This is a genomic window from Pasteuria penetrans (genome assembly GCF_900538055.1).
GTDB lineage: Bacteria > Bacillota > Bacilli > Thermoactinomycetales > Thermoactinomycetaceae > Pasteuria > Pasteuria penetrans.
This window is the reverse complement of record NZ_UZAC03000001.1, coordinates 2,135,190-2,155,148: the sequence shown is the minus strand read 5'-3', so window position 1 is coordinate 2,155,148 and position 19,959 is coordinate 2,135,190. Positions and strand designations below refer to the sequence as shown.

Sequence of the window (19,959 nt, the reverse complement as noted above, 5' to 3'; positions counted from 1 at the left end):
TAAACAAATAAAACCCTGCTCCTTACTGGGAGCAGGGTTTTTGACGTATAGAGGTTCCGTACAGAAAGATCTGACCGTCCCCAAAAGCAGAATCTCTGCCCCCAGAATCGGATTGAGGTGGCAGAGTGCTGGATGGAGAAAGGGTATTCACAGAATAAAACCCTAGACATTGTTTGCGTGTCGAAGTCTGTTTACTGGAGACAGAGGAGGAATCAGGGAGCCGCCACTCCGCAGGATAAGGGAATTTTTAGGGACCACAGACTACCCGCTCTTGAATCTTATTATTATTTACATTAAAAATTATCTATACATATTATACAGAATCAATTAATTTACTATTAGCAATCAATACATACTATTTTTAAATACAATTAATATCATAAAAAACCAAATCATCTGATTTTTAATTCGTGCACCAGCACCATATATAAATTTGTAAAGGAAACCCCGGAGATAGGATAGGAAATTCCATATAAAAACATCGTTCAGGAATTCACACCCTCAACGTGATGCTGTCTGGAATGATATGGTTCCCACTTATTAAATTTGGAGTCGTAGTACCAACTGGGATGATATGGTTCCCACTTATTAAATTTGGAGTCGTAGTACCAAGAATTCATTAGGTCTAGCTTACCGTCCCTGAGATGAATGTCAGCTAAGTCTCCATTCGATAACTTATAACGCTCTATTACATAATGTTTGTCTTTCATATCAGTTTGGTTTCTCGGTGATCCCCAACTGAATGGTTCCCACCTATGGGATTCAGAATTATAGTACAATGAATCTGAATTTAATACCTTATTTTCATCCCCCTTACCCTCCAAATATTTTGTTGTATTTGTGCTATTATTTGTATGATTTGGGAGAAGGTATTGGGATCCCTTGTTTTCTATTGATTTCTCTGTTGATTTATTTAGGTCCTGTTCTATTTCTATTTTATCTTCTATTTTCGGGATCATAAAATCCAATAATTTTTTAAGATTTTCGTACTTCTCTAAAACGTCCTTAGGATTGGATGAATCTGTCTCATCGACCCCATTCTCTCTTAGCTTCAGTATCGCTGTGTCTACCCAAGAGGACTTCTTGCGAAGAAATTTCAATTTATTCTGCACATGCTGCAGCTGGGTATCTTCGGTACCGATTTCCCTCTGATTCATGAATATTATCATTGATAGGGATTTTTTAACACGTTCCACCTCCGCAGCTATTATATTATATTTGGAATCGTATTGTATCACTTCGTCCGGGGTCAAGGCCCGTAAGGACACGCCCTGTATCAGTCCTGTCGATAGGATAGCATATACGCCGACCGTTATAATTTTTGCTCTTATCCCCTTACGACCCACCGAGAACATCCTGTATACCCCCTGACACTTTATTTTTTATAATTAATTTAATAATGTATTACAACCTTATTTTAATATATAATTTTTTATTTTTCAACTTACATCGCATAGTAATAATTTTCAGTTGCGGAAGATAGGAAAAAACTATCTGAGGTACCTCGAACTGATCAATAGATGGGAAGGAAGTGGTTAGCATAATGCATTCTAGGAAGATAAAAGAAAGGGGAAAATTTCCAGGATATGCCCTGGATAAGCAGGGGAGAAAGATAAGTGATGAAAAAATCATGGATATTGTGTTAGCACAAATAACGGAAAATAAATTTGATGCTTGTGGTTATCGAAAAACCGCATACAAACTTAGGAAAAAAGAGGGTATAATCGACTCTGTAAGGAGTCAGGAATCCTTCGCTTTTTATTATATTTTATAATGTTAGTATACGGTGTCTTTAATTGCGTTTAAAAATCCCGATTTCAGGCCAATTTCATCTATTTTTTATAATTTACCTACTTAATTTTAGGTAATAAATGTTAATGAGATTTGTTTTATTATTTACGATTTGTTTTTTACAACAGATAATAAATGGGGTCATTGGTTTCGATCAAAAATTAGTGGTTGAATGAGGGACCGTGCAATTTCTTGTGGGGAATGCCCTATCTATGAATCTAGTCTCACCTTTTCGTAAAGCAATTGAGTAACATAATAACATTTTGTTATGACACTGTTCCTGTTTTGATATCCACGGCGGATTTATCTTATTTCATATGAATTTTTATAAAATTTTTACTAGGTCCTTGCGCGGAAGACGAACATTGTGTTGTAGTAAGATCCATCCTGTTTATGGTACGTACAAAAACAACAAAAAATCCGTAATGTTGTCAACATTACGGATAAGATGGAACAAGGTTCCATTACCATGGACAAAGCGATCTGATCAACAAATAGGGCACGATCGCACGATCTGCAGTGAAAAAGAATGAAGCGTTATTATGTAAAAAGGGGATGACTCATGCCCCCTACCTCTGATAGAATATTGATCATCAACAAACAATAAACTCAGAGGAGGGAAAACATGAGCATCCACACCCATAATACAACATTATCAGGAAAAATCAATATCCAAAAAGAAGAGTCATGGATAGCTAGAAATTCGATGAAGATAGGCGACCGGTCCATGGACTCCCCGTATTGTGGAAAAACACTGAAAAGTACGTGTCCCTTCTGTCATAGCCATAATGTCTTAATAGATGAGAAACTGATTCTAACCGATAGGACCATAATGGCAATAGCAAACGAAAAGCTGGCCCTAGCCAACGAGACAATGGCAATGGCAAACGAGAAGCTGGCCCTAGCCAACGAGACAATGGCAATGGCAAACGAGAAGCTGGCCCTAGCCAACAAGGCAACGGCAATGGCAGCAGGGAATAAGGACACAAAATGGTCTGCGGTAGCCGGTGAGATTGGGAAATTACATAGTATGAATCCGTCCCCTGCCCCCCAAGAAACGGAACACAACCCACTGATCGAGGATTCTCCATCCATAACTTTGCGTGACGGAAAAGATAAAGGTCCGGGGAATGCACGATCCGAAGGGGATGGATATCATCAATTGCACGATCCAAAAACTCGGGATCGATTCTTACGTGCTCAACGTTTTTTCGATGATCTCAAGGAGGGAATTACCTCATGGGGTCCCAAGGAGTGGGAGGAATCTAGGCATCTGATTGAGAAACTGCTATTATTGTGTTGTCCATCGAACCACAAGGAAAAGACGAAGGATTCCCTTCCCCTGGACGATATTACTAGCCTCATGTTCCATCACGACGGTGGTAGTATTTTGGTGCGGGCGCTGATTGGATTGTTAAAAAACGCATGGATCCCAGAGATAGACCCTCTAACCGACCCAAAGAATTGGAAACCCGTTGTCGAGGACCTATGTAACTTACGCATGCGTGTAGATCGAACCCTCCATTGTCTGAAATATCCCCAGGATGAGGGGAATGGGGTCTATCATCGCGGATATAGCACACTGTTTGGGGAACTAGATCTAGAGGTTCCTAGGACAAGATGGGAATTTTCACCGTACTCGTTACCACGTTATCAGAGTGCAAAGAATACCCTCAAAGATTTCGTTTATCGTCTTTATCTTCCGGGCCTCTCCTTGCGAAAAATTAGTAAACTATTGGAGGAAGGATTCAACCTTCGGACGCCCCCGGAAACGCTTTCGCAGTGGTTGCAACCTTATTACAACGATGCTATACAATATTTCGAAAGGGATCTGAGCACGACAGTATATACAGCCATAGGTATGGATACCCTCTTTGTTCCCATTCGGGAGGAGGGTCGTTATGTTTCGAAGGCGATCGCAGTCAGCACGGGTATCACGGCGGAGGGGAGGCGGGATATAATAGGGATCACCCCCTCGCCTGATGAGAATGTTGAATCCTATGATCAGCATATAGGGAAACTAAAGGAACGGGGCCTGAATGTCAACGATATACGTATCGTTACCACAGATGGGCATAGGGCTTTTCCCTTAGTTGTACGCAAGCATTTTCCTCACCATACGGTTCACCAACGATGTTACGTTCACGCGATTCGTAACATCATGAATGCAGCTCCTAAAAGTATGAAGAAGGAAATGGCTAAGGACGCTTCTTACGTCTTACGGTCTGGGGATATGGGACAGGCACTAGAACGGTGGTCCGAGTGTGCAGGGAAGTATCGGTTTGGAAATAAGGCGACATGCGAAGCATGGGAAAGGCTCAGTCCTAAAAAAATCTCCTTGAGTTTGCAAGCGGCATCCATAACCCAAAACCCCATACTTCTGCCCTATATACTGTCCACGAACTACACGGAATCGCTGAATGCTTTGTTTCGTGAGAGAACGAATAGCAAAAAAGGTGGATTCGTTGGTCTTGAGGTAGCGATGAAGGAATTGATGCTTACCGCTTTCTATTGGGTGGGGAAACAAAAAGAAAACCCCAACCCATTGCCTGTCGAGGATCTTCTTTCGATCCCTGCTGACTACGAGTCCGAAATTTCGAACGGAGAACCTCTTCCCACCACGGCTTATGACTTTCATCCCCTCTTATGCACGGAACAAGGGCAGGGTTGTATGGACGATGTCCATACCCTTGATTTCTAGCTAGCACCTTTCGGGGAAAATCCGTCTAAGGCGCCACGACGGTTTTTCCCCGGGAAACTCCCTCCATCCGACGAGTTCTTCCACGGAACGGAGGTACCATATTCCTTCTCAAGAATCCCACCGCCTAGTTCTGGGGGTAACCTATGTGGTACAATCCTTCCAGCATCAGACTGGGTATCCGCCGCCCATCTCAATATCCATTATACCCCTAAATCTCGCAACGGTCTGTCCAGCCCATTATTTTCTGAATTTACAATAAATTAGTGATTAAAGGAAACACCTTATAAATATAAGATAAATCCGCCGTGGATATCAAAACAGGAACAGTGTCATAACAAAATGTTATTATGTTACTCAATTGCTTTACGAAAAGGTGAGACTAGATTCATAGATAGGGCATTCCCCACAAGAAATTGCACGGTCCCGAATGATAATCCATAAATACAAGTCTGTTTCGTTCCGAAATAGGCTGCTTTTCCCAGCGGGGCCGAGGGATGTCCGTTAGGGCATCCCAGGTGAAGGCCCCCCGGGCTTACCTAGCACCTACCCTTTGGATCGCTTTTTTCGGTTTTGGGTGTATCGAAAAGTTGGCTCGGGATGCACTATAAATTACATTTTGCCCACGGTTTCGGGGGCAATTTCCTACTTTGGATTACTTTCAGAAAACCGGACCTGATGAGAACGAATGGAGCTAGAGTCGGGGGTTATTATGAAGCAATATCATAAAAAGGGTTTATAAATTCGGGAATCATTACGAAGAAAATGGGGCATCGGCTTGCTTTGTGTCGCACAAGACGGATGGTAGGGCTATTTTGCCATGGTGGGTTGAAAATAGGGGGTTGACCCGGCCAATTTGTTCCTGCACTATGCCCTAGATCGATGGTTACAGGAACATCATCCAGATATTGAGTTTGAAAGATATGTGGATGACGTGATTCTTCATTGTGAAAATCAAGCCCAAGCTGAAAATCTTCTGGGAGAATTGCAACAGAGAATGGCTCAGTGTGGTCTGGAACTACATCCGAGGAAAACCAAAATCTTCTACTGCAAGGACGGCTGGAAGACGGGGAAGCACAAAGGAACATCCTTTGACTTCCTGGGGTTCACGTTTTGCCCGCGTCAGGCCGTAACCCGCGTGGGGAGAAGAAGGTTTCTGGGATACAATCCAGCCATCAGCCGAAAATCGAGGAAGAAGATAGCGAAACGGGGGAAGGAAATAAGAAAACACGTGAGGCCAGACATGGAATTGCATGAGGTGGCGGAAATGTCCAATCCCATATTGAGGGGCTGGGTGAACTACTATGGCGCCTTTTATCCCTCACATCTGAGGAAAGCTTTAGTACGGAGCTTCGATAACAACGTTTTGGCCTGGTGGGCCGTGTGTCAAGAAGTCGTTCAAGAGATGAAGGTTGCTCGGCCCTTCGTAACCGGCTGATAGGTAGCAGGTTACAAACCGCCTAGTGCTGCTGGTGTGGAAACACCCCGGTGGTGAGCGATCTAGGAAAAGGCAGGGCATGACCCTGTCAGGTGGGAATCGGGGAGATCAGCGAAAGCGAACCGTTCGAAGACGCATCGAAAAGGCTAGTTCATGTCAAAACCGATGTGGGGTTCTAACGTCGGGATGAACCGTGGGGGATGACCTATCTACTGCCCAGGTGGCATGCGGTGTATAGGCGGGATGTGTGTCAAGAAGTCGTTCAAGAGATGAAGGTTGCTCGGCCCTTCGTAACCGGCTGATAGGTAGCAGGTTACAAACCGCCTAGTGCTGCTGGTGTGGAAACACCCCGGTGGTGAGCGATCTAGGAAAAGGCAGGGCATGACCCTGTCAGGTGGGAATCGGGGAGATCAGCGAAAGCGAACCAGCCGAAGACGCATCGAAAGGTATAGTCCATGTCAAAACCGATGTGGGTCCCGAACGTCGGGATGAACCGTGGGGGATGACCTATCTACTGCCCCGGTGGCATGCGGTGTTCAGGCGGGATGAACCCGATGTAGGCTCTTGATCGGAACTTGAGAGATCGTCGTACGGCGTCTGGCTGTCGCCAGATGTATAAAGACCGAGGACAAACCGAGGTTCCGTGCACGAAGTCGGATCAGCTCATAGTAGTGAGGAAGCTTCTGTAATGGAAGTGGAGCGAAGGGGATGACTCATCCTGCGGAGGACAGTTAGATGAGAACTTTAGCGGGAGATCCGCTGGAGGAGATCAAACGACAACTTTAGTGGAGATCCACTATAGGAGGTCACTGGAACCTCGGAGCAACATCCCCATAATCGAAGTAGGACCTAAAGGGTCTGAAGATTGGGATGGGATGAGAAGAGCCGGATGATGCGAGAGTATCATGTCCGGATCTGTGAGGGACTCGGCTGAAATGCCGGGTCTACTCGACACTTATTGGAACTTCTTAAGTGAAGAAGATCGCAAGGTTATGTTGTCAGAAATAGAGGAAGAATATCTTTTTTGGATCAAGTTATTATGCCGATAAGCAGACGGGCACAAGGTACTACCGCCGAGCAGGGCTGATATTTCGGCCTTGCTCGGATTTATTTTACATATCCCCTATTAGTATGCTATTATGCATATTGCTGTCTTGTATAGCATATATGGGTTGCTTAGAAATTCCCCCCTGAAATTCTATCTGGTGAAGACCACCTCAACCCAGTGGGTATCTGCTAAAATTAATTATTGTATGGAGGCTCAAGGAATTGATAAAGAAGATGATACAGTCCACTCGATGGTTTACCCCTATCATTTTTACCGTAGCGGTTGTTCCCGTATCAGCAGAGAATGTTCAGGAGAATGGGACCAATCTTGTTCGCGAGATGGAGGATAATAACAGTGCCAATTCGGATAAAGGGGGTTTCTCCCCTTATCGTCCAAATCGTCCAATCGATAGGGAGAAATGGATTTACAATACCCTATACGACGAGGTGGATACCCTCCGTAATGAAAATAACGAGGTGAAGTGGACCCCGGAGGAAAAGCAAAAGAATATAGAGGCAATGGGTATTATGGTGGGAGATTTAGATAGGGAAATCAGTCAATACAGGGAGGAAAGAGAGGGGAAGCGAAAACCACCTGAAAAACCCTCTGAATGGAGGGACATGGCCGAGTATTATGTGGATAGGCCTGAGGGTTACAAGATACTTAGGGAGAATATGTTGAAAACTGGGACCTCAACATATGTTAAAATTAATGCTTCCTGTGGTCTACGCTCTGAATTGATTACCCCGGAAGATGGGAAGAGCGAAGTCTACAGTATGCTACGGCGGTTGGTGCATTTTGAAGTGAAACACTGTGGAAGTAAGGGATTAACGTACGATCAACACGATAGACTTAGGAATTTAGAGCCCGCCTCCGGATCCCTTAATCTAAAAATGTTGTACCAACAAACTAAAAGAGGGTGGCTAACGAAAGGGATATACATTTTTATTTAAATAAAGTTTATATAGTATTTTATTATATCATTCTATTTTTATTCATATTGATTGTTTCTTTATATATGCAATATGAATTTATATGTCAAGAATGTTGCTCTCTCCGGCCCCACAGTTGGCGTAAACGAATTGGGGGCCTTTTTCCCATGAAACTAAATAGTACTAATTTTCAGTTATGGAAAATGCAAAAAATCCCTCTTGAGGTATCTCCCCGAGCGGATCGCTGTGTCCATTATTGTAAAATATATGTAATATAATAAATTTTTACTTATTACCCTATACATACGATTACTCTTTTGTTATAATTTGAAAAAATATATCTATGAAAATAAGGGAGTAGATATAGATGTCCTATCCCATAGACGATATAAGTAATTTTCCAGATCTTCATGGGAAATTAGAAAGCAAAAAGAGAAGAGAACAGGTGAGGAAAAAGAAACCCAATCTTTCAGAACAGCCTTGGGAAGATCATGAGGGCATAGGGGCAGAAGAAAAAAGCCGACTGCTTATGCTGCAGACATTAGCTACCACGGTCTACGGTTTCCCGAATGAGGAGAAGTCAAGCCGTACCCGTGTGATCGATCACCATGTGTCGATATTGTGCTGTTTCGTTATGGCTATTTGGAATTTACAAAGTGAAAGGGAATTAATAAATATTATAAATGGAAATAAAATGATAAGAGATATTATAGGGATTACGAAAGGGTTTAGTCGATCATTATATGATAAAAACATTAAAAAATGTATTGCAAGAAACGGAGAAACAATAATTTTTAACCTATTAGAACTTCTTAGTGAAGAAGATCAGAAGGTTATATTGTCGGAAATAAAGGAAAAATATCTTTTCTTGGATCAAGTGATTGTGTCGACAAGCAGACGGGCGAAAGATACGGCCACCCTTCGGAACTATAAGGGCTTTCACAGGGGAATAGGAGTAACCGTGGTGGCAACCATGGACGGCAGAATACCGTTGGTATTGGCCATGGGCCCCGCAAATTTAGGCGAGGTTGAAGCGTCCTGTTTACTGATCCCCGAGATATCAACCTTAGGATGTAGGGGCCTAGTAGCAGACAGTGCTTACGACGTACATGATCTGTTCGAATTATGTAAACAACACGGTTTGAAATTACTGGCTGGATATAATAAGAGAAGAGCCAAAACACCGAACTCCATCACCAGTCCACTGCGAAAGGAGAATTTTTATCGACTACAAACAAAGGGATGTAAGGAGTTAATGAAAAAACGTTCATCAGGAGAGCATTGTTTCACAATACTAAAGCATACAATGGGGCTAGATAAACATAGACCAACGTCATATAATCAGGCATTCATGCTAATTGTCTCATATATGATGACTATATGTTTTGATAGTATGATTCAGAAAAAGAATAACATAAACATAAGAAAGTCCCCGGGTAGACGTTTTTACCAGCAGATTTCCTGAAGGGGGCACCGATCTAATAATTTAAAATTTTCAAAAAACTATCAGAACATCCCGGTACGCACTATGATGGTAATATTTTACATAATAAGGAAGAAAAACCCTGGGATGAACTGGATAATTCCAATGAGCAGCAATTTCCAATTACATTGACGGTTGTACCAAGAAGGTACCTTGATTTTAGATTGTTATGTTCATCTTAATAAACTATATGTATATTTTATTTCTATAAATATTATTACAAAATATCGATATCAATAAACATTTTTTTGGGTAGTAATACTTATAGACGTAAATAGGAGGGGGCTGTTCGCACCCCTCTAAAAGAGAAAGCTATGGATCTGGGGAGTAATAGCGCCCCATGGCTTCCCTTTATGGGTGGGTAGTGTCCGAACGATTGTATACATTCCTCCAGGGGGGATTTTTAGTTCCGCCCCTGGGACCCCCTTGGGGGAACATCAATTTAGAAGCAATTCTCAATCAACCAGGGAACCTTGGCTGCAAATACATACATATTCTCTCGGGGATTCAACGGGGGACAGGGTCCTTCCCGTTTCCATTCTATACGGGTGCTTTAGGTCCCTTATTCTTTTTGCATTCTTCCACAAATATAGAGAAGAGTTTCCGATCCGATTCCCCTTCCCCTGGGAATGTCCATTCAGGGTGCCACTGTACACCAACCATGAAATGGGAGGAATCTTTTCCCTCTACGGCTTCTACCACCCCGTCTTGGGCGGTGGCGGTTACCACAAGTGGTTCGGCGAGCTTTCGAATGGCTTGGTGATGATCAGAATTGACGGATTGCCTGGGTGGTTGATAACAACGTGACAATAGGGTTCCCGTTTTTATTGTTATATGGTGCCACAGATATCTAGGAGAAGAGGTTTGGCGATGTTGCAAAGCACCCTCATACTGCCTCGGGATGTCCTGATAGATGTCACCACCTAATGCTATATTTAGCATTTGACAGCCACGGCACAACGCTAGAATCGGTTTCTTTTTTTCTACAAAAGCCCGTATTAGGAGAATTTCAGTTTCATCCCTCTCAGGGACCACGTCTGATATGGGGTAACGTGGTTCCTCGTTCCAACAAGCAGGGGATGGATCACCGCCACCCGTCAACATGAGACCATCGCAATATTCCACAATCGTATGCAGGTGGGACTCATTGTTCTGGAGATAGGGGAGCAACCAGGGGAGGGCCCCTTGGGCCATCAAAGCTCTAGAATAATTTTGTCGCAGGGAAAGGGTGGCCCTCCTTTCCTCGCCTGTTGAATTCATGGTACAACCAATGATAACCATTACCATCGCCCCCCTTGGCCTAACGCTTATTCTGTGTGGAAAGGGACTTATTGGGGAACGAATCGTTCCTTGTTCAAGATCCCTGTCCCTATATTCCCTATCAAACGTTAAAAATAAGCAGAACCCCCTTATTGTGACTGTACCATGAGAAGGAAATATTCCGCAAGTGGATAGAATATACAGGTAATTTCATAATATATTTTAAAAAAATAATAATTTTAAACTTCCACTGTTTTTACTATGATCTGGATTGATAACGTGCAAAAACCCATGGGAAATGGATCTGGGATTCGTGGTGTGGACAGGTTCATCCTTGGAAATCGATCGTCTTTCAACCGTCTTGTGGATTCTCCCTAAAAACCAGGACCAAAACATAACCCTTCCATGGAACGACGGGTTGAGGAATTCAGGGGGGGTGATTCCTGAATGGAAAACTGAAACAGATTGAGGGTACTTTGTCTTGCTATCAAAAAATGGAGATTCTTGGGTTTTATTTCCATGTGCCAGAAAAGGAGAGCCCCCTCTTGAATCCAAAATTTCTAACCCAAATAGTTATTTTAAAAAAATTTTTTAATGAGTTTTTAATGAGTATTAGGGAATAAAAAATGACGTGATGGAGATGGTAATTGCTGACTTCACCGTCATTTTTTTTCGTAAAACACCATACCCTATTTTCTGACCTATTTTCTTATTTCCACAACCGCAGTCACCGATGGATTTCCAGGAGGGATTTCGATGTTCCAAGGATTCAACCTAAGATGAATGGTTTTCCAACGGATGAAATTTCCCCCATTCTACCCTTTTGTCCTAGCACATCCTTGACATCGATTTGTCCTTTTGTTTAAAATGTAGGGACAGTTCCGGGCTATGGCGCAGCTTGGTAGCGCGCTTGCATGGGGTGCAAGAGGTCGTCAGTTCGAATCTGGCTAGCCCGATTGGTTGTAGAAGATGAACCCCTGGTTCCCCGCATAGGCGGGGCTAGCCTGGGGTTTTCTGTGTTTTTTTGTCTCTCTCAAAAATTGCATTCCTTGGCATGGTAAGGCTACAATATAAGCATGATGTGGCCAGACGCAGGGAATGCCTGGCTCATAATGAATGGAATATATTTCATAAGGGGTGCGGATTGTGATGACATGGGAGAGGGTAGCCGAGGATGTGCAGGCTTCCCTACGATATCCTGTTTTGATGTCGATAGTGGCCAAGCTACCCGTACCCGTCTCTTTCTTGCGGTGTTTGTGGCTCATTCTCCGGGAGCAAAATTGGCCCTCGGCGGAAGGTCGAGTCATTGCTCGGGCGGCCACCCTTTTGCAAATGGGACTCGACATTCATGATCGTGTGAAGGAATTGCCGGTATCACAGCGGTCTGCCTGGGTTTTGACAGGGGATTATTGTAGTGCACTCTTTTATCGAATTCTTGTGCAGTATGATGCCCTGGATGCCCTTTCCCTACTGTCGGAAGCCGTGTGCCAGGTCAATGAAGCAAAGGCCCTGCATAAGTCCCGTCTGATCGATTCGAAAGCCTCCGTGATTCAAATCCAAGCGGGTTTGTTGTGCCCCCTCTTATCGCATCTGTGCAGTTCTGCTTCCCGTCGAGTGGTTTGGAGAGAAGTCACGGAACAAACCATGCTTGGGTTGTATCTCCGGTCTGCTGATGCACGTCAAGCTGCCCTTGCGGCGGCTCGTTCGTTACCCGAGTGGGTACAGCAGGAGTTGCGTTCTGTGCTTTCGCAGCCCCCTACATCGCTGGAGTGGGTGGCCACGCCGGGATGATGAATAGGGGGATATAATGGTATGGAACAACGTGATACCGGTAGGATTTGTGATCTTTTTGATAGGATCGCGCCCTATTATGATTCCATGAACGACGCGTTGAGCCTCGGAATGCATCGTCATTGGAGGCGTGAGGCTACGCGTAGGCTGGAAATTCACCCACAGCATCGCATACTGGATCTTTGTTGTGGGACGGGAATGTGGACCCTTGCCTCTGCTCAACTGGCGACGCAAGGTCATGTTGTGGGGATGGATATCAGCCCACGGATGTTGGAACGGGGCAGATTGAGATTGCAGAAGTCGGGAGTAGCGGAGCGAACACGGTTGATGTTGGGCGACGTACATCGGTTGCCTTTTCTCGATCGTACCTTTCATCGTGTCACCGTAGGTTTTGGATTGCGGAATGTGAAGGACCCCATCCAGGTAGTTCGCGAGATGATACGCGTTGCCTGCCCCGGGGGGAGGATAGCTATATTGGAGTTGCATAATATAGCCACCACCGTGGGATGGCGGTGGCTTTGTGACCCCTACCTCCGCTTGATTCCATCCCTGGGGGGGAGACTGATTGGACAGTCATCCCCCTACACATGGCTCTCACGTTCCATGCAATCCTTTCCCTCGGCTCATCAATTTGCAAAGAGATTGACCCGCGATACCTGCTTAGTAGGTCTGCAAACACGAATCTGGTTGGGAGGAGTTGCTGCCCTCTTTATCGGAAGAAGACCCGGGGGGACACATTCACATGAATGTACGGAACAGGGCAATTCTACGGACTGTGGCCTGGACGAAGTTGCGAGTCGTACTACGTATGATCCGGTTTAGTCACACCGTGTTTGCCTTGCCCTTCGCTTATTTGGGAACCATACTGGGTTGTTATACAGCAACAGGACAGCTGCCCTCGTGGTCGATCCTCGCCTGGGTCACCCTGGCGATGGTGGGAGCGAGGAGTGGATCTATGGCCGTGAACCGGCTGGTGGATCGTTCAATCGACGCAACGAATCCGCGCACGCAAAATCGTGAGTTGCCAACTGGGAAGGTGAGTGTCCGGTTTGTGCGCACGTTTTCCATCCTGATGCTCGTACTCTTTGTACTTGCAACGTTGGCGCTCCCTTCCTTGGCAGCTTTCCTGTGTCCCTTAGCCATCTTGTTTCTAGTTGGTTATGCCTACACGAAGCGCTTCACCTGGTGGTGTCACTTCTTCCTCGGGATTACATTGGGCATGGCCCCCTTGGGTGGATGGATAGCCTCTACAGGAACCCTTAGCTGGACAGCCTATGGATTGGCCCTCCTAGTCATGTTGTGGGTGGCCGGGTTCGATATCCTATATGCCTGCACGGACGCAGAGTTTGATCGGTCGGCCTGCTTGCATGCTCTACCGGCCCGTTTTGGTATCCCCAATGCAGTGGTAACCGCTGGGGTATTGCATGTAGGGGTATTTTTGGGTTGGTTGGTTCTGAGTTGGTGGTCGGGTTTTCTACGTCCCATATTTTTGTCCGGAATGGTAATCATCCTGTTCTTAATGGGTTGGATGTATCGTTGGATACGGCGTGGGCCATTGACAGCATGGCCTACGGTCATTTTTCCCTGCAACGGTGGGGTGAGTATTGTGTTGTTTCTGAGCATCTCCCTGGATATCATTTTAGGAACATCCTTGTGGGGACCTATGTCCCTACCCCACGGTGTCGGACAGCAATCCTACTAAGGATGGTTGTCATGGTACGCCATATGGTTTCCTTGATCTGATGGAACGGTTTTCTGTTTTTAACATTCTTGCTTGGGAATGATGATCATTTTGTTTTTTATGTACAAGGTATCTAATTTGATATGGTGTGGGTTGGTGTCGGACAGGGTTGTTCCCACGGGTATTGAATCGGGCCTATCATGGTAAAACATCATTTCGTCCTTGGACTCACAGGTGCTAGTGGAATGCCCTACGCCTGGCGGGTGTTGGAATTTCTTTTGCGGCAGGCTCATCATACGGTACATATTATTGTCACCGATCCAGGATGGGCCGTGCTGCGTTGGGAACACGACTGGGTAGTAACGGATCGTGCCGGAGTGTGGCAAAATCGGTATGGACATTGTCCTGGTGAGGTGGTCTACCATCCTATTCGTTCCATCGGTGCTAGTATAGCCTCAGGTTCCTTCGTTTGCGCAGGGATGGCCGTTGTACCCTGCTCCATGGGAACCCTGGCGAGGATTGCACATGGGCTATCCACGAATCTCATAGATCGTGTAGCTGATGTTATGTTGAAGGAAAAACGTAGGCTGGTGATTGTCCCTCGTGAAACACCATTACATTCTATTCATCTAGAAAACCTACTCAAATTATCACAATTGGGGGTTGTTGTAGTGCCGGCCATACCTGCCTTTTACCAGAAACCACGAAATATAGACGATATGGTGAATTTTGTGGCTGGGAAGGTATTGGAATCTATGGGCTTAGAACATGATTTATATCCACAATGGAAAGGGACGTGATGGGCAAGATTCGTTGCGGAGCCATGGCATTTGCCAACTCCTTACCGCTCCTAGATCGCCTCCCTCATGATCCTGTTTGCCGTGATTTGGAATGGGAGTGGTCGATAAAAACCCCTGCCCAGCTCAATGCGTGTTTGGCGGCTGGGAATCTCGACGTTAGTATGATTTCCTCCTGGGCCTATGCAGAACAATTTTCCTCCCTCTATTTGATCCCCCAGGTAGCCATCGCCTCCCGTGGTTTTGTGGGTTCCGTGGGTTTTTTTCTTTCTGTGGATTATCGTTCGCTTGTGGACTTGCCAACCCGACCCCGTGTGATGTTGTCGGAGATGTCCTCTACCTCTGCGGTCCTGACAAGGATTGCCTTAGAGGTCTTCTATGATCGATCCCCTACCTACAGGGTAGAGGAAAATCCTATCCGGTCCGTGGCAAACGGAGAGGCGGATGTGGCAATGATGATTGGTGATAGGGCCCTCATCGTTCGTAAACGTAGGATGCTGTTTTCCTATGTAGATTTGGGGGAACTATGGCAACAACGGATAGGGTTGCCGATGGTGTATGGATTGGTGGCAATGCGGCGTAATTTCTTTGAGCGGGACCCCCGAATAGCGCAGCAGGTAGCAGGGTGTTGGCAGCGGGCTGTTCCGCCGCCTGGTGATCCAGAGGAGGGCATAATCGAAAGCGTGATACGGACGGGGGATTTCGGAATGAGTCGCTCTGAGTGGATGGACTATTATAGGGGATTGCATTTTGGATGGTCTATCGATACCCTGGATGGGTTGTTAGCCTTTTATCGTTTAGCACAATCTATTGGTTATGGGGAAAAGATACCACCATGGTGGTTTGTACCTGTGGGAGAAAATTTGTGAAACAGTGGAAAAGTATACAGCATCCCGTTGCGGATGCTATACAGATAGTGGAGCGGGAGCTGATGGAGGTTGTGGCCTCTGCACCTGCCCTGGGCCCCCCTTTGCGGCGTTTGGTCCCCGGTGGAAAACGGTTGCGCCCCTCGCTTGTTTTGCTGTCCGCTTCTTTTGCCTCTGAAGAAGGAGAGTTGTGGCGTGTGTGCCGGTTGGCAACCGTTATGGAGTTGATCCATATTGCTACCCTGGCCCATGATGATATCGTAGATGGTTCCGTTACAAGAAGAGGTCGATGGAGTGTGCAAGCCGTTTTCGGTCCTGATACGGCTCTGCAGTCGGGGGATTTTTTGTTTGGCAAAGCTATAGCGTTGCTTCGCACCCTCGATTGTCCCTATGTAGAGAGAATGGTATCAAAGACAAGCCAACAGATGTGCGAGGGGGAGTTGGTGCAGTGGGCCACGCGGTTTTCCCTACCCGTGGGTCTGCGTTCTTATTTGGCGCAGATACGAAGAAAAACTGCGCTTCTGTTGGCATGTAGTTGTTGGTCGGGAGCCAGGATTGTGCAGTCATCGGAGGAGCAAATCCGGGTCCTTGGTCGCTATGGGCGTTTGTTGGGTATGGCTTTTCAGTTAGCGGATGATGCCCTCGATTGGCGAGGTAACGAGGTTGAGTTGGGAAAACCTGCCCTGCAGGATTTACAACGGGGGTATGTCACTATGCCCGTTCTGTGTGCTTGGCAGGCAGCCGATACAAAAATGAGGGAATCGATTGAAAAATACTTGCAGAGTGGGGGACCCCTCCCCCCTATGGAGCAACTGTTGGATATCATTCATCAGAAAGATGGGGTGGGGCATACGATAGCTTTGGCCCATCGGTATGCGCATAGGGCCTGTCAAGCATTGAGTCCCTTGCCCCGTGTGCCCGCATATGATGCACTCCGAGCGCTCGCACAGCAAGTTGTGTTGAGAACCTGTTGAGACTGTAATCAAAAAGGGAGGGATGAACGATTATGAAAGAACGTACTTTTGTGATGGTCAAGCCAGATGGGGTGAAGCGTCAACTCGTGGGGGAGATCATCCGCAGATTAGAGCAACGCGGTTTTATTCTGTTGGATATCAGGATGTTTGTGCCTACGGAGTCACTGGCAAGACAACATTATAGGGTTCATTGTGAGAAACACTTTTTTCCCAATCTCATTCGTTTCATTACCTCTGGGCCCGTCGTCGCCATGGCCTGGGAGGGATCCGAAATAGTGGCTGCCGTTCGTAGGATGTTGGGACCCACCAATCCTGTAGAGGCGCCCCCAGGGACCCTTCGTGGTGACTTTGCGACCCATATGGACCATAACATTGCCCATGCTTCAGATTCAGTAGGGACAGCGCAGGAGGAATTAGCATTATGGTTTTCGTGTTCCTCACCCTCTGGTTGAATGTGGGGTGAGAAATTGCGTTATTTGACAGCAGGGGAATCGCATGGCCCGCAACTGATGGTCATCGTAGATGGTGTCCCCAGTCACCTGGCCTTGTCGACGGCCATGATCAATGCACAGTTGCAACGTAGACAGGCTGGATATGGTCGTAGTCGACGTATGCAGATTGAAAAGGACCAGGTACAATTTTTAGGGGGCGTACAGGACGGTTTTACGACGGGAGCCCCCGTTGGTATGACGATTGCCAATCGTGATTACTGGCGGAAGATATGGAATGTTGATCAGGGTAGTGAGCCAATAGGGGGGGGGAGTTTTCCGGCGCCATTTCCCCCGCAACCTGGGCACGAGGAAGGAAACGGATATCCCCAATCCAGACATGGGATAAAGCGAAAGGTCTCCTGCCCCAGACCTGGACATGCGGATTTAGTGGGGGGAATGAAATATAACCACCGCAATCTACGCCATGTTCTAGAGCGGTCCAGTGCTCGTGAAACAGCAGTACGGGTGGCTGCGGGGGCGATCGCCCGTGTGTTATTGGCGTACTGCGGAATCGAATCTGTTGGTCATGTAGTACAAATTGGGACCGTTGTTGCCCCTGTGTGCAAGTTGGATTCCTCAGAGATTTTTTCCCGATCGGAAGCCTCGCCTGTCCGGTGTGTTGATGATGTTACGAGTGATCGAATGATGGAGGCCATTGACACAGCAAGGTGTTCTCGCGATACGTTGGGGGGGGTACTTGAAATTCGTGTGGATGGAATTCCCGTGGGGTTAGGGAGTTGTATGCAATGGGATCGTAAATTGGAGGGCAGGCTTGCGCAGGCTGTTCTCAGTGTGCAAGCCATTAAGGGAGTCGAATTCGGCTTGGGTTTTGCCCTAGGGGGTTTGTCTGGTTCCGTTGTGCATGATGAGATTCTTTGGTCCGCGGGGCAAGGGTTTCATCGTGTTGGTAACCATGCTGGTGGGTTAGAAGGGGGAATGACGACGGGGGAACCCCTCGTTTTGCGTGCGGTTATGAAACCCTTGCCTACACTATACCAGCCGCTACGGAGTGTGAACGTGGAGACAAAAAAATCCACCCGAGCTACTTTGGAACGAAGCGATATTTGTGCCGTGCCTGCGGCCTGTGTAGTTGTGGAGCACGTGGTTCTTTGGGAGGTAGCGTGTGCCCTACTGAATAAATTCCCTGCTGATACCATGTATGAGTTAAGGGATCAGGTAGAGCGTTATCGTTCAAGGACTCGTGTGTGGTGAAGAAGTGGTGAAGAATATGAGGACAGGGGAGATAGTCAAAGGGGTGGGGGATGTGAACCGGTTAGAATGGGATGGTTATTGTGGTGCTTCGCGTGTTTTGTTGGGACAAGGAATACGAGAAAATTTGCATCGCTATATGGTGGAGACGGGATGCTCTTCCTCGCGTCGTTGTCTGGCCATTATTGACCCAGCGGTGGCCAATATCTGGCGGACACGTGTCGCATCCTGGTTGGATGGATGGGAGATAGAGATATGGATAATGCCTTGCGGGGAGGAGGGAAAGAATCTTGAGAATCTAACTGTTGCTGCACAGGTGGCCGCGGGTATACCGTTGGATCCCACCTGTTGTATTGTTGCTGTTGGTGGGGGAAGGGTGAGTGATTTTGCTGGTTTTCTAGCATCCATTTATTTACGAGGTATTCCCTGGGTGTGCGTACCGACCACCTTGTTAGCCCATGATAGTTGTTTGGGCGGGAAGGTGGCAGTCAATCATGAAAATAACAAAAACATGCTTGGTGCGTTTCACAGCCCCAAGTTAGTGGTCTTCGATACGGTTTGGTTAGCAACGCTACCGCGACCGGTTTTCTGTTCCGGTTATGCCGAGATGATCAAGCATGCCTTATTGGTAGAACCGACCTTTCTCAATTGGTTGTGGGCCCACAGGCTCTCCCTCCTCGATCCCCAGGATGATCTGGTTCCTAAAGCAATTGTGCGAAGTATGCAAATTAAGCGACGTTATATCGAGAGGGATGTTCAGGAAACCCGAGGGCAACGGGTTCTTCTACATCTAGGGCATACTTTTTCCCATGCGTTGGAAGTAACCTCTGGGTATCGTTATATGCATGGCGATGCTTTATCCCTAGGTCTGCAAATGGAACTTGTTCTTAGTCAGCGGGTGTTGAATATGTCTGCGGCTGAGGTACAACGTGTTAAGGAAATATTGATCGGGTTTGAGTTGCCTGTTTCCCTGCTCTATCCCGTCGATGAAGAGGCTATGCTAGCTGCCCTTCGTCGTGATCGTAAGACTCGCGATGGATCCTATACTTTTGTAGGTTTGCAAAGTTTGAATTCCCCCGCCATGCTGGTGAAGAATGTGCCAGAGGAAGATGTTCGGATTGCTTTCGCATCCGTACCCGGGGTTGATCATGAGAGGAAAGATGAAATTATAGAAAAACTGGGAGGAGAAGGAAAGGGATCCTCCGTGAATCGGGAGCATGGTTCGTCGATTGTGCTACCCATAACCGCTGCTATAGGGGATGATGGGTTGTGAGGATGGGTTCCGTTTTTTATTTATAATTTTTATTAATAATTTTAATATTTTTTATTTCTAGTATAATATGATTAGTGGATTGTCTTGTATACTTCACCATTTTGGATGTTGCGGTATCCTCAGGGAAGAGGGTGATTTCTTCGATTCCCGCAGTGATGGTATGAGGTCCTCCGACAACGCTTCGGATTGTACGTCGGCTGGTCCCCAGGTAGACCATTCAACCCCTT

19 protein-coding genes and 1 tRNA gene are annotated in these 19,959 nt (G+C 46.4%); 17 read left to right on the top strand and 3 right to left on the bottom strand.

The features are described from left to right. Nucleotides 1-485 precede the first annotated feature (485 nt). Nucleotides 486-1,355 (bottom strand): hypothetical protein, encoded by an 870-nt coding sequence (locus PPRES148_RS08770; RefSeq protein ID WP_149454128.1) that lies wholly within the window; start codon nucleotides 1,353-1,355, stop codon nucleotides 486-488. A 188-nt stretch (nucleotides 1,356-1,543) separates the two neighbouring features. Here PPRES148_RS08770 and PPRES148_RS08765 point away from each other — a divergent pair, with 188 nt between their 5' ends. Together PPRES148_RS08765 and PPRES148_RS08760 are read left to right on the top strand one after the other, a co-directional pair. Next, nucleotides 1,544-1,774 (top strand): hypothetical protein, encoded by a 231-nt coding sequence (locus PPRES148_RS08765; protein ID WP_187820889.1) that lies wholly within the window; start codon nucleotides 1,544-1,546, stop codon nucleotides 1,772-1,774. A 642-nt stretch (nucleotides 1,775-2,416) separates the two neighbouring features. Continuing rightward, the gene (locus PPRES148_RS08760; RefSeq protein ID WP_149454126.1) at nucleotides 2,417-4,492 is read left to right on the top strand and encodes an IS256 family transposase; all 2,076 of its coding nucleotides are present in this window, start codon (nucleotides 2,417-2,419) and stop codon (nucleotides 4,490-4,492) included. On the opposite strand, the gene PPRES148_RS08755 is transcribed toward PPRES148_RS08760, so the two are convergent. Next, nucleotides 4,489-4,686: a hypothetical protein gene (locus PPRES148_RS08755; protein WP_149452698.1), complete on the bottom strand. Its 198-nt coding sequence runs from the start codon at nucleotides 4,684-4,686 to the stop codon at nucleotides 4,489-4,491. The genes PPRES148_RS08760 and PPRES148_RS08755 overlap by 4 nt on opposite strands. Before the next feature lie 659 nt (nucleotides 4,687-5,345). On the opposite strand from PPRES148_RS08755, the gene PPRES148_RS08750 reads away from it, so the two are divergent. The 5 genes from PPRES148_RS08750 (at nucleotide 5,346) to PPRES148_RS08740 (ending at nucleotide 9,372) form a co-directional block, all read left to right on the top strand. After that, nucleotides 5,346-5,927: a reverse transcriptase domain-containing protein gene (locus PPRES148_RS08750; protein ID WP_149454125.1), complete on the top strand. Its 582-nt coding sequence runs from the start codon at nucleotides 5,346-5,348 to the stop codon at nucleotides 5,925-5,927. A gap of 394 nt (nucleotides 5,928-6,321) precedes the next feature. After that, a complete protein-coding gene (locus PPRES148_RS11880) occupies nucleotides 6,322-6,495 on the top strand; it encodes a hypothetical protein (RefSeq protein WP_187820525.1) in 174 nt (57 codons plus the stop codon). A gap of 349 nt (nucleotides 6,496-6,844) precedes the next feature. Beyond that, nucleotides 6,845-6,976 carry a hypothetical protein gene (locus tag PPRES148_RS13045; RefSeq protein ID WP_281289960.1) on the top strand — a complete coding sequence of 44 codons (132 nt, stop codon included), beginning with the start codon at nucleotides 6,845-6,847 and terminating at the stop codon, nucleotides 6,974-6,976. Between the two features lie 220 nt (nucleotides 6,977-7,196). Then, complete coding sequence (locus tag PPRES148_RS08745) at nucleotides 7,197-7,928, top strand: hypothetical protein (protein ID WP_149454124.1); 732 nt, start codon at nucleotides 7,197-7,199, stop codon at nucleotides 7,926-7,928. 346 nt (nucleotides 7,929-8,274) lie between these two features. Further along, nucleotides 8,275-9,372, top strand: coding sequence for a transposase (locus PPRES148_RS08740; RefSeq protein WP_149452658.1), 1,098 nt, complete (start codon nucleotides 8,275-8,277; stop codon nucleotides 9,370-9,372). Between the two features lie 558 nt (nucleotides 9,373-9,930). Here the strand turns inward: PPRES148_RS08740 and PPRES148_RS08735 are convergent. Beyond that, entirely contained in the window at nucleotides 9,931-10,671 is a 741-nt protein-coding gene (locus PPRES148_RS08735; protein ID WP_223128016.1) for a gamma-glutamyl-gamma-aminobutyrate hydrolase family protein, read from the bottom strand. Between the two features lie 861 nt (nucleotides 10,672-11,532). Between PPRES148_RS08735 and PPRES148_RS08730 the strand changes: the two genes are divergently transcribed. The 10 genes from PPRES148_RS08730 (at nucleotide 11,533) to PPRES148_RS08685 (ending at nucleotide 19,732) form a co-directional block, all read left to right on the top strand. Continuing rightward, nucleotides 11,533-11,606 (top strand) — tRNA-Pro (locus PPRES148_RS08730). Nucleotides 11,607-11,799: 193 nt separating this feature from the next. Next, entirely contained in the window at nucleotides 11,800-12,441 is a 642-nt protein-coding gene (locus PPRES148_RS08725; protein WP_246142976.1) for a heptaprenyl diphosphate synthase component 1, read from the top strand. Between the two features lie 21 nt (nucleotides 12,442-12,462). After that, nucleotides 12,463-13,263, top strand: a complete 801-nt coding sequence (locus tag PPRES148_RS08720; RefSeq protein ID WP_149454121.1) for a ubiquinone/menaquinone biosynthesis methyltransferase — start codon at nucleotides 12,463-12,465, stop codon at nucleotides 13,261-13,263. Beyond that, nucleotides 13,184-14,143 (top strand): UbiA-like polyprenyltransferase, encoded by a 960-nt coding sequence (locus tag PPRES148_RS08715; RefSeq protein WP_149454120.1) that lies wholly within the window; start codon nucleotides 13,184-13,186, stop codon nucleotides 14,141-14,143. The genes PPRES148_RS08720 and PPRES148_RS08715 overlap by 80 nt, the downstream gene beginning before the upstream one ends. 179 nt (nucleotides 14,144-14,322) lie before the next feature. After that, nucleotides 14,323-14,922 (top strand): UbiX family flavin prenyltransferase, encoded by a 600-nt coding sequence (locus PPRES148_RS08710; RefSeq protein WP_149454119.1) that lies wholly within the window; start codon nucleotides 14,323-14,325, stop codon nucleotides 14,920-14,922. Then, on the top strand, nucleotides 14,922-15,788 hold the full coding sequence (locus PPRES148_RS08705) for a menaquinone biosynthetic enzyme MqnA/MqnD family protein (protein ID WP_223128015.1): 867 nt from the start codon (nucleotides 14,922-14,924) through the stop codon (nucleotides 15,786-15,788). The genes PPRES148_RS08710 and PPRES148_RS08705 overlap by 1 nt, the downstream gene beginning before the upstream one ends. Then, nucleotides 15,785-16,759 (top strand): polyprenyl synthetase family protein, encoded by a 975-nt coding sequence (locus PPRES148_RS08700; protein WP_187820887.1) that lies wholly within the window; start codon nucleotides 15,785-15,787, stop codon nucleotides 16,757-16,759. Before PPRES148_RS08705 ends, PPRES148_RS08700 begins: the two co-directional genes overlap by 4 nt. Nucleotides 16,760-16,791: 32 nt before the next feature. After that, nucleotides 16,792-17,211, top strand: a complete 420-nt coding sequence (ndk, locus tag PPRES148_RS08695) for a nucleoside-diphosphate kinase (protein WP_149454116.1) — start codon at nucleotides 16,792-16,794, stop codon at nucleotides 17,209-17,211. A gap of 15 nt (nucleotides 17,212-17,226) precedes the next feature. Beyond that, nucleotides 17,227-18,462 carry a chorismate synthase gene (aroC, locus tag PPRES148_RS08690; RefSeq protein ID WP_149454115.1) on the top strand — a complete coding sequence of 412 codons (1,236 nt, stop codon included), beginning with the start codon at nucleotides 17,227-17,229 and terminating at the stop codon, nucleotides 18,460-18,462. A 43-nt stretch (nucleotides 18,463-18,505) separates the two neighbouring features. Next, nucleotides 18,506-19,732: a 3-dehydroquinate synthase family protein gene (locus PPRES148_RS08685; RefSeq protein WP_187820886.1), complete on the top strand. Its 1,227-nt coding sequence runs from the start codon at nucleotides 18,506-18,508 to the stop codon at nucleotides 19,730-19,732. Nucleotides 19,733-19,959 lie beyond the last annotated feature (227 nt).

What these genes read in the sequence shown, in the direction of transcription:
- PPRES148_RS08770 (WP_149454128.1), bottom strand. Translation starts at nt 1,355, where the DNA reads ATGTTCTCGGTGGGTCGTAAGGGGATAAGAGCAAAAATTATAACGGTC.
- PPRES148_RS08765 (WP_187820889.1), top strand. Translation starts at nt 1,544, where the DNA reads ATGCATTCTAGGAAGATAAAAGAAAGGGGAAAATTTCCAGGATATGCC.
- PPRES148_RS08760 (WP_149454126.1), top strand. Translation starts at nt 2,417, where the DNA reads ATGAGCATCCACACCCATAATACAACATTATCAGGAAAAATCAATATC.
- PPRES148_RS08740 (WP_149452658.1), top strand. Translation starts at nt 8,275, where the DNA reads ATGTCCTATCCCATAGACGATATAAGTAATTTTCCAGATCTTCATGGG.
- PPRES148_RS08735 (WP_223128016.1), bottom strand. Translation starts at nt 10,671, where the DNA reads ATGGTTATCATTGGTTGTACCATGAATTCAACAGGCGAGGAAAGGAGG.
- PPRES148_RS08725 (WP_246142976.1), top strand. Translation starts at nt 11,800, where the DNA reads ATGACATGGGAGAGGGTAGCCGAGGATGTGCAGGCTTCCCTACGATAT.
- PPRES148_RS08720 (WP_149454121.1), top strand. Translation starts at nt 12,463, where the DNA reads ATGGAACAACGTGATACCGGTAGGATTTGTGATCTTTTTGATAGGATC.
- PPRES148_RS08715 (WP_149454120.1), top strand. Translation starts at nt 13,184, where the DNA reads ATGAATGTACGGAACAGGGCAATTCTACGGACTGTGGCCTGGACGAAG.
- PPRES148_RS08710 (WP_149454119.1), top strand. Translation starts at nt 14,323, where the DNA reads ATGGTAAAACATCATTTCGTCCTTGGACTCACAGGTGCTAGTGGAATG.
- PPRES148_RS08705 (WP_223128015.1), top strand. Translation starts at nt 14,922, where the DNA reads ATGGGCAAGATTCGTTGCGGAGCCATGGCATTTGCCAACTCCTTACCG.
- ndk (WP_149454116.1), top strand. Translation starts at nt 16,792, where the DNA reads ATGAAAGAACGTACTTTTGTGATGGTCAAGCCAGATGGGGTGAAGCGT.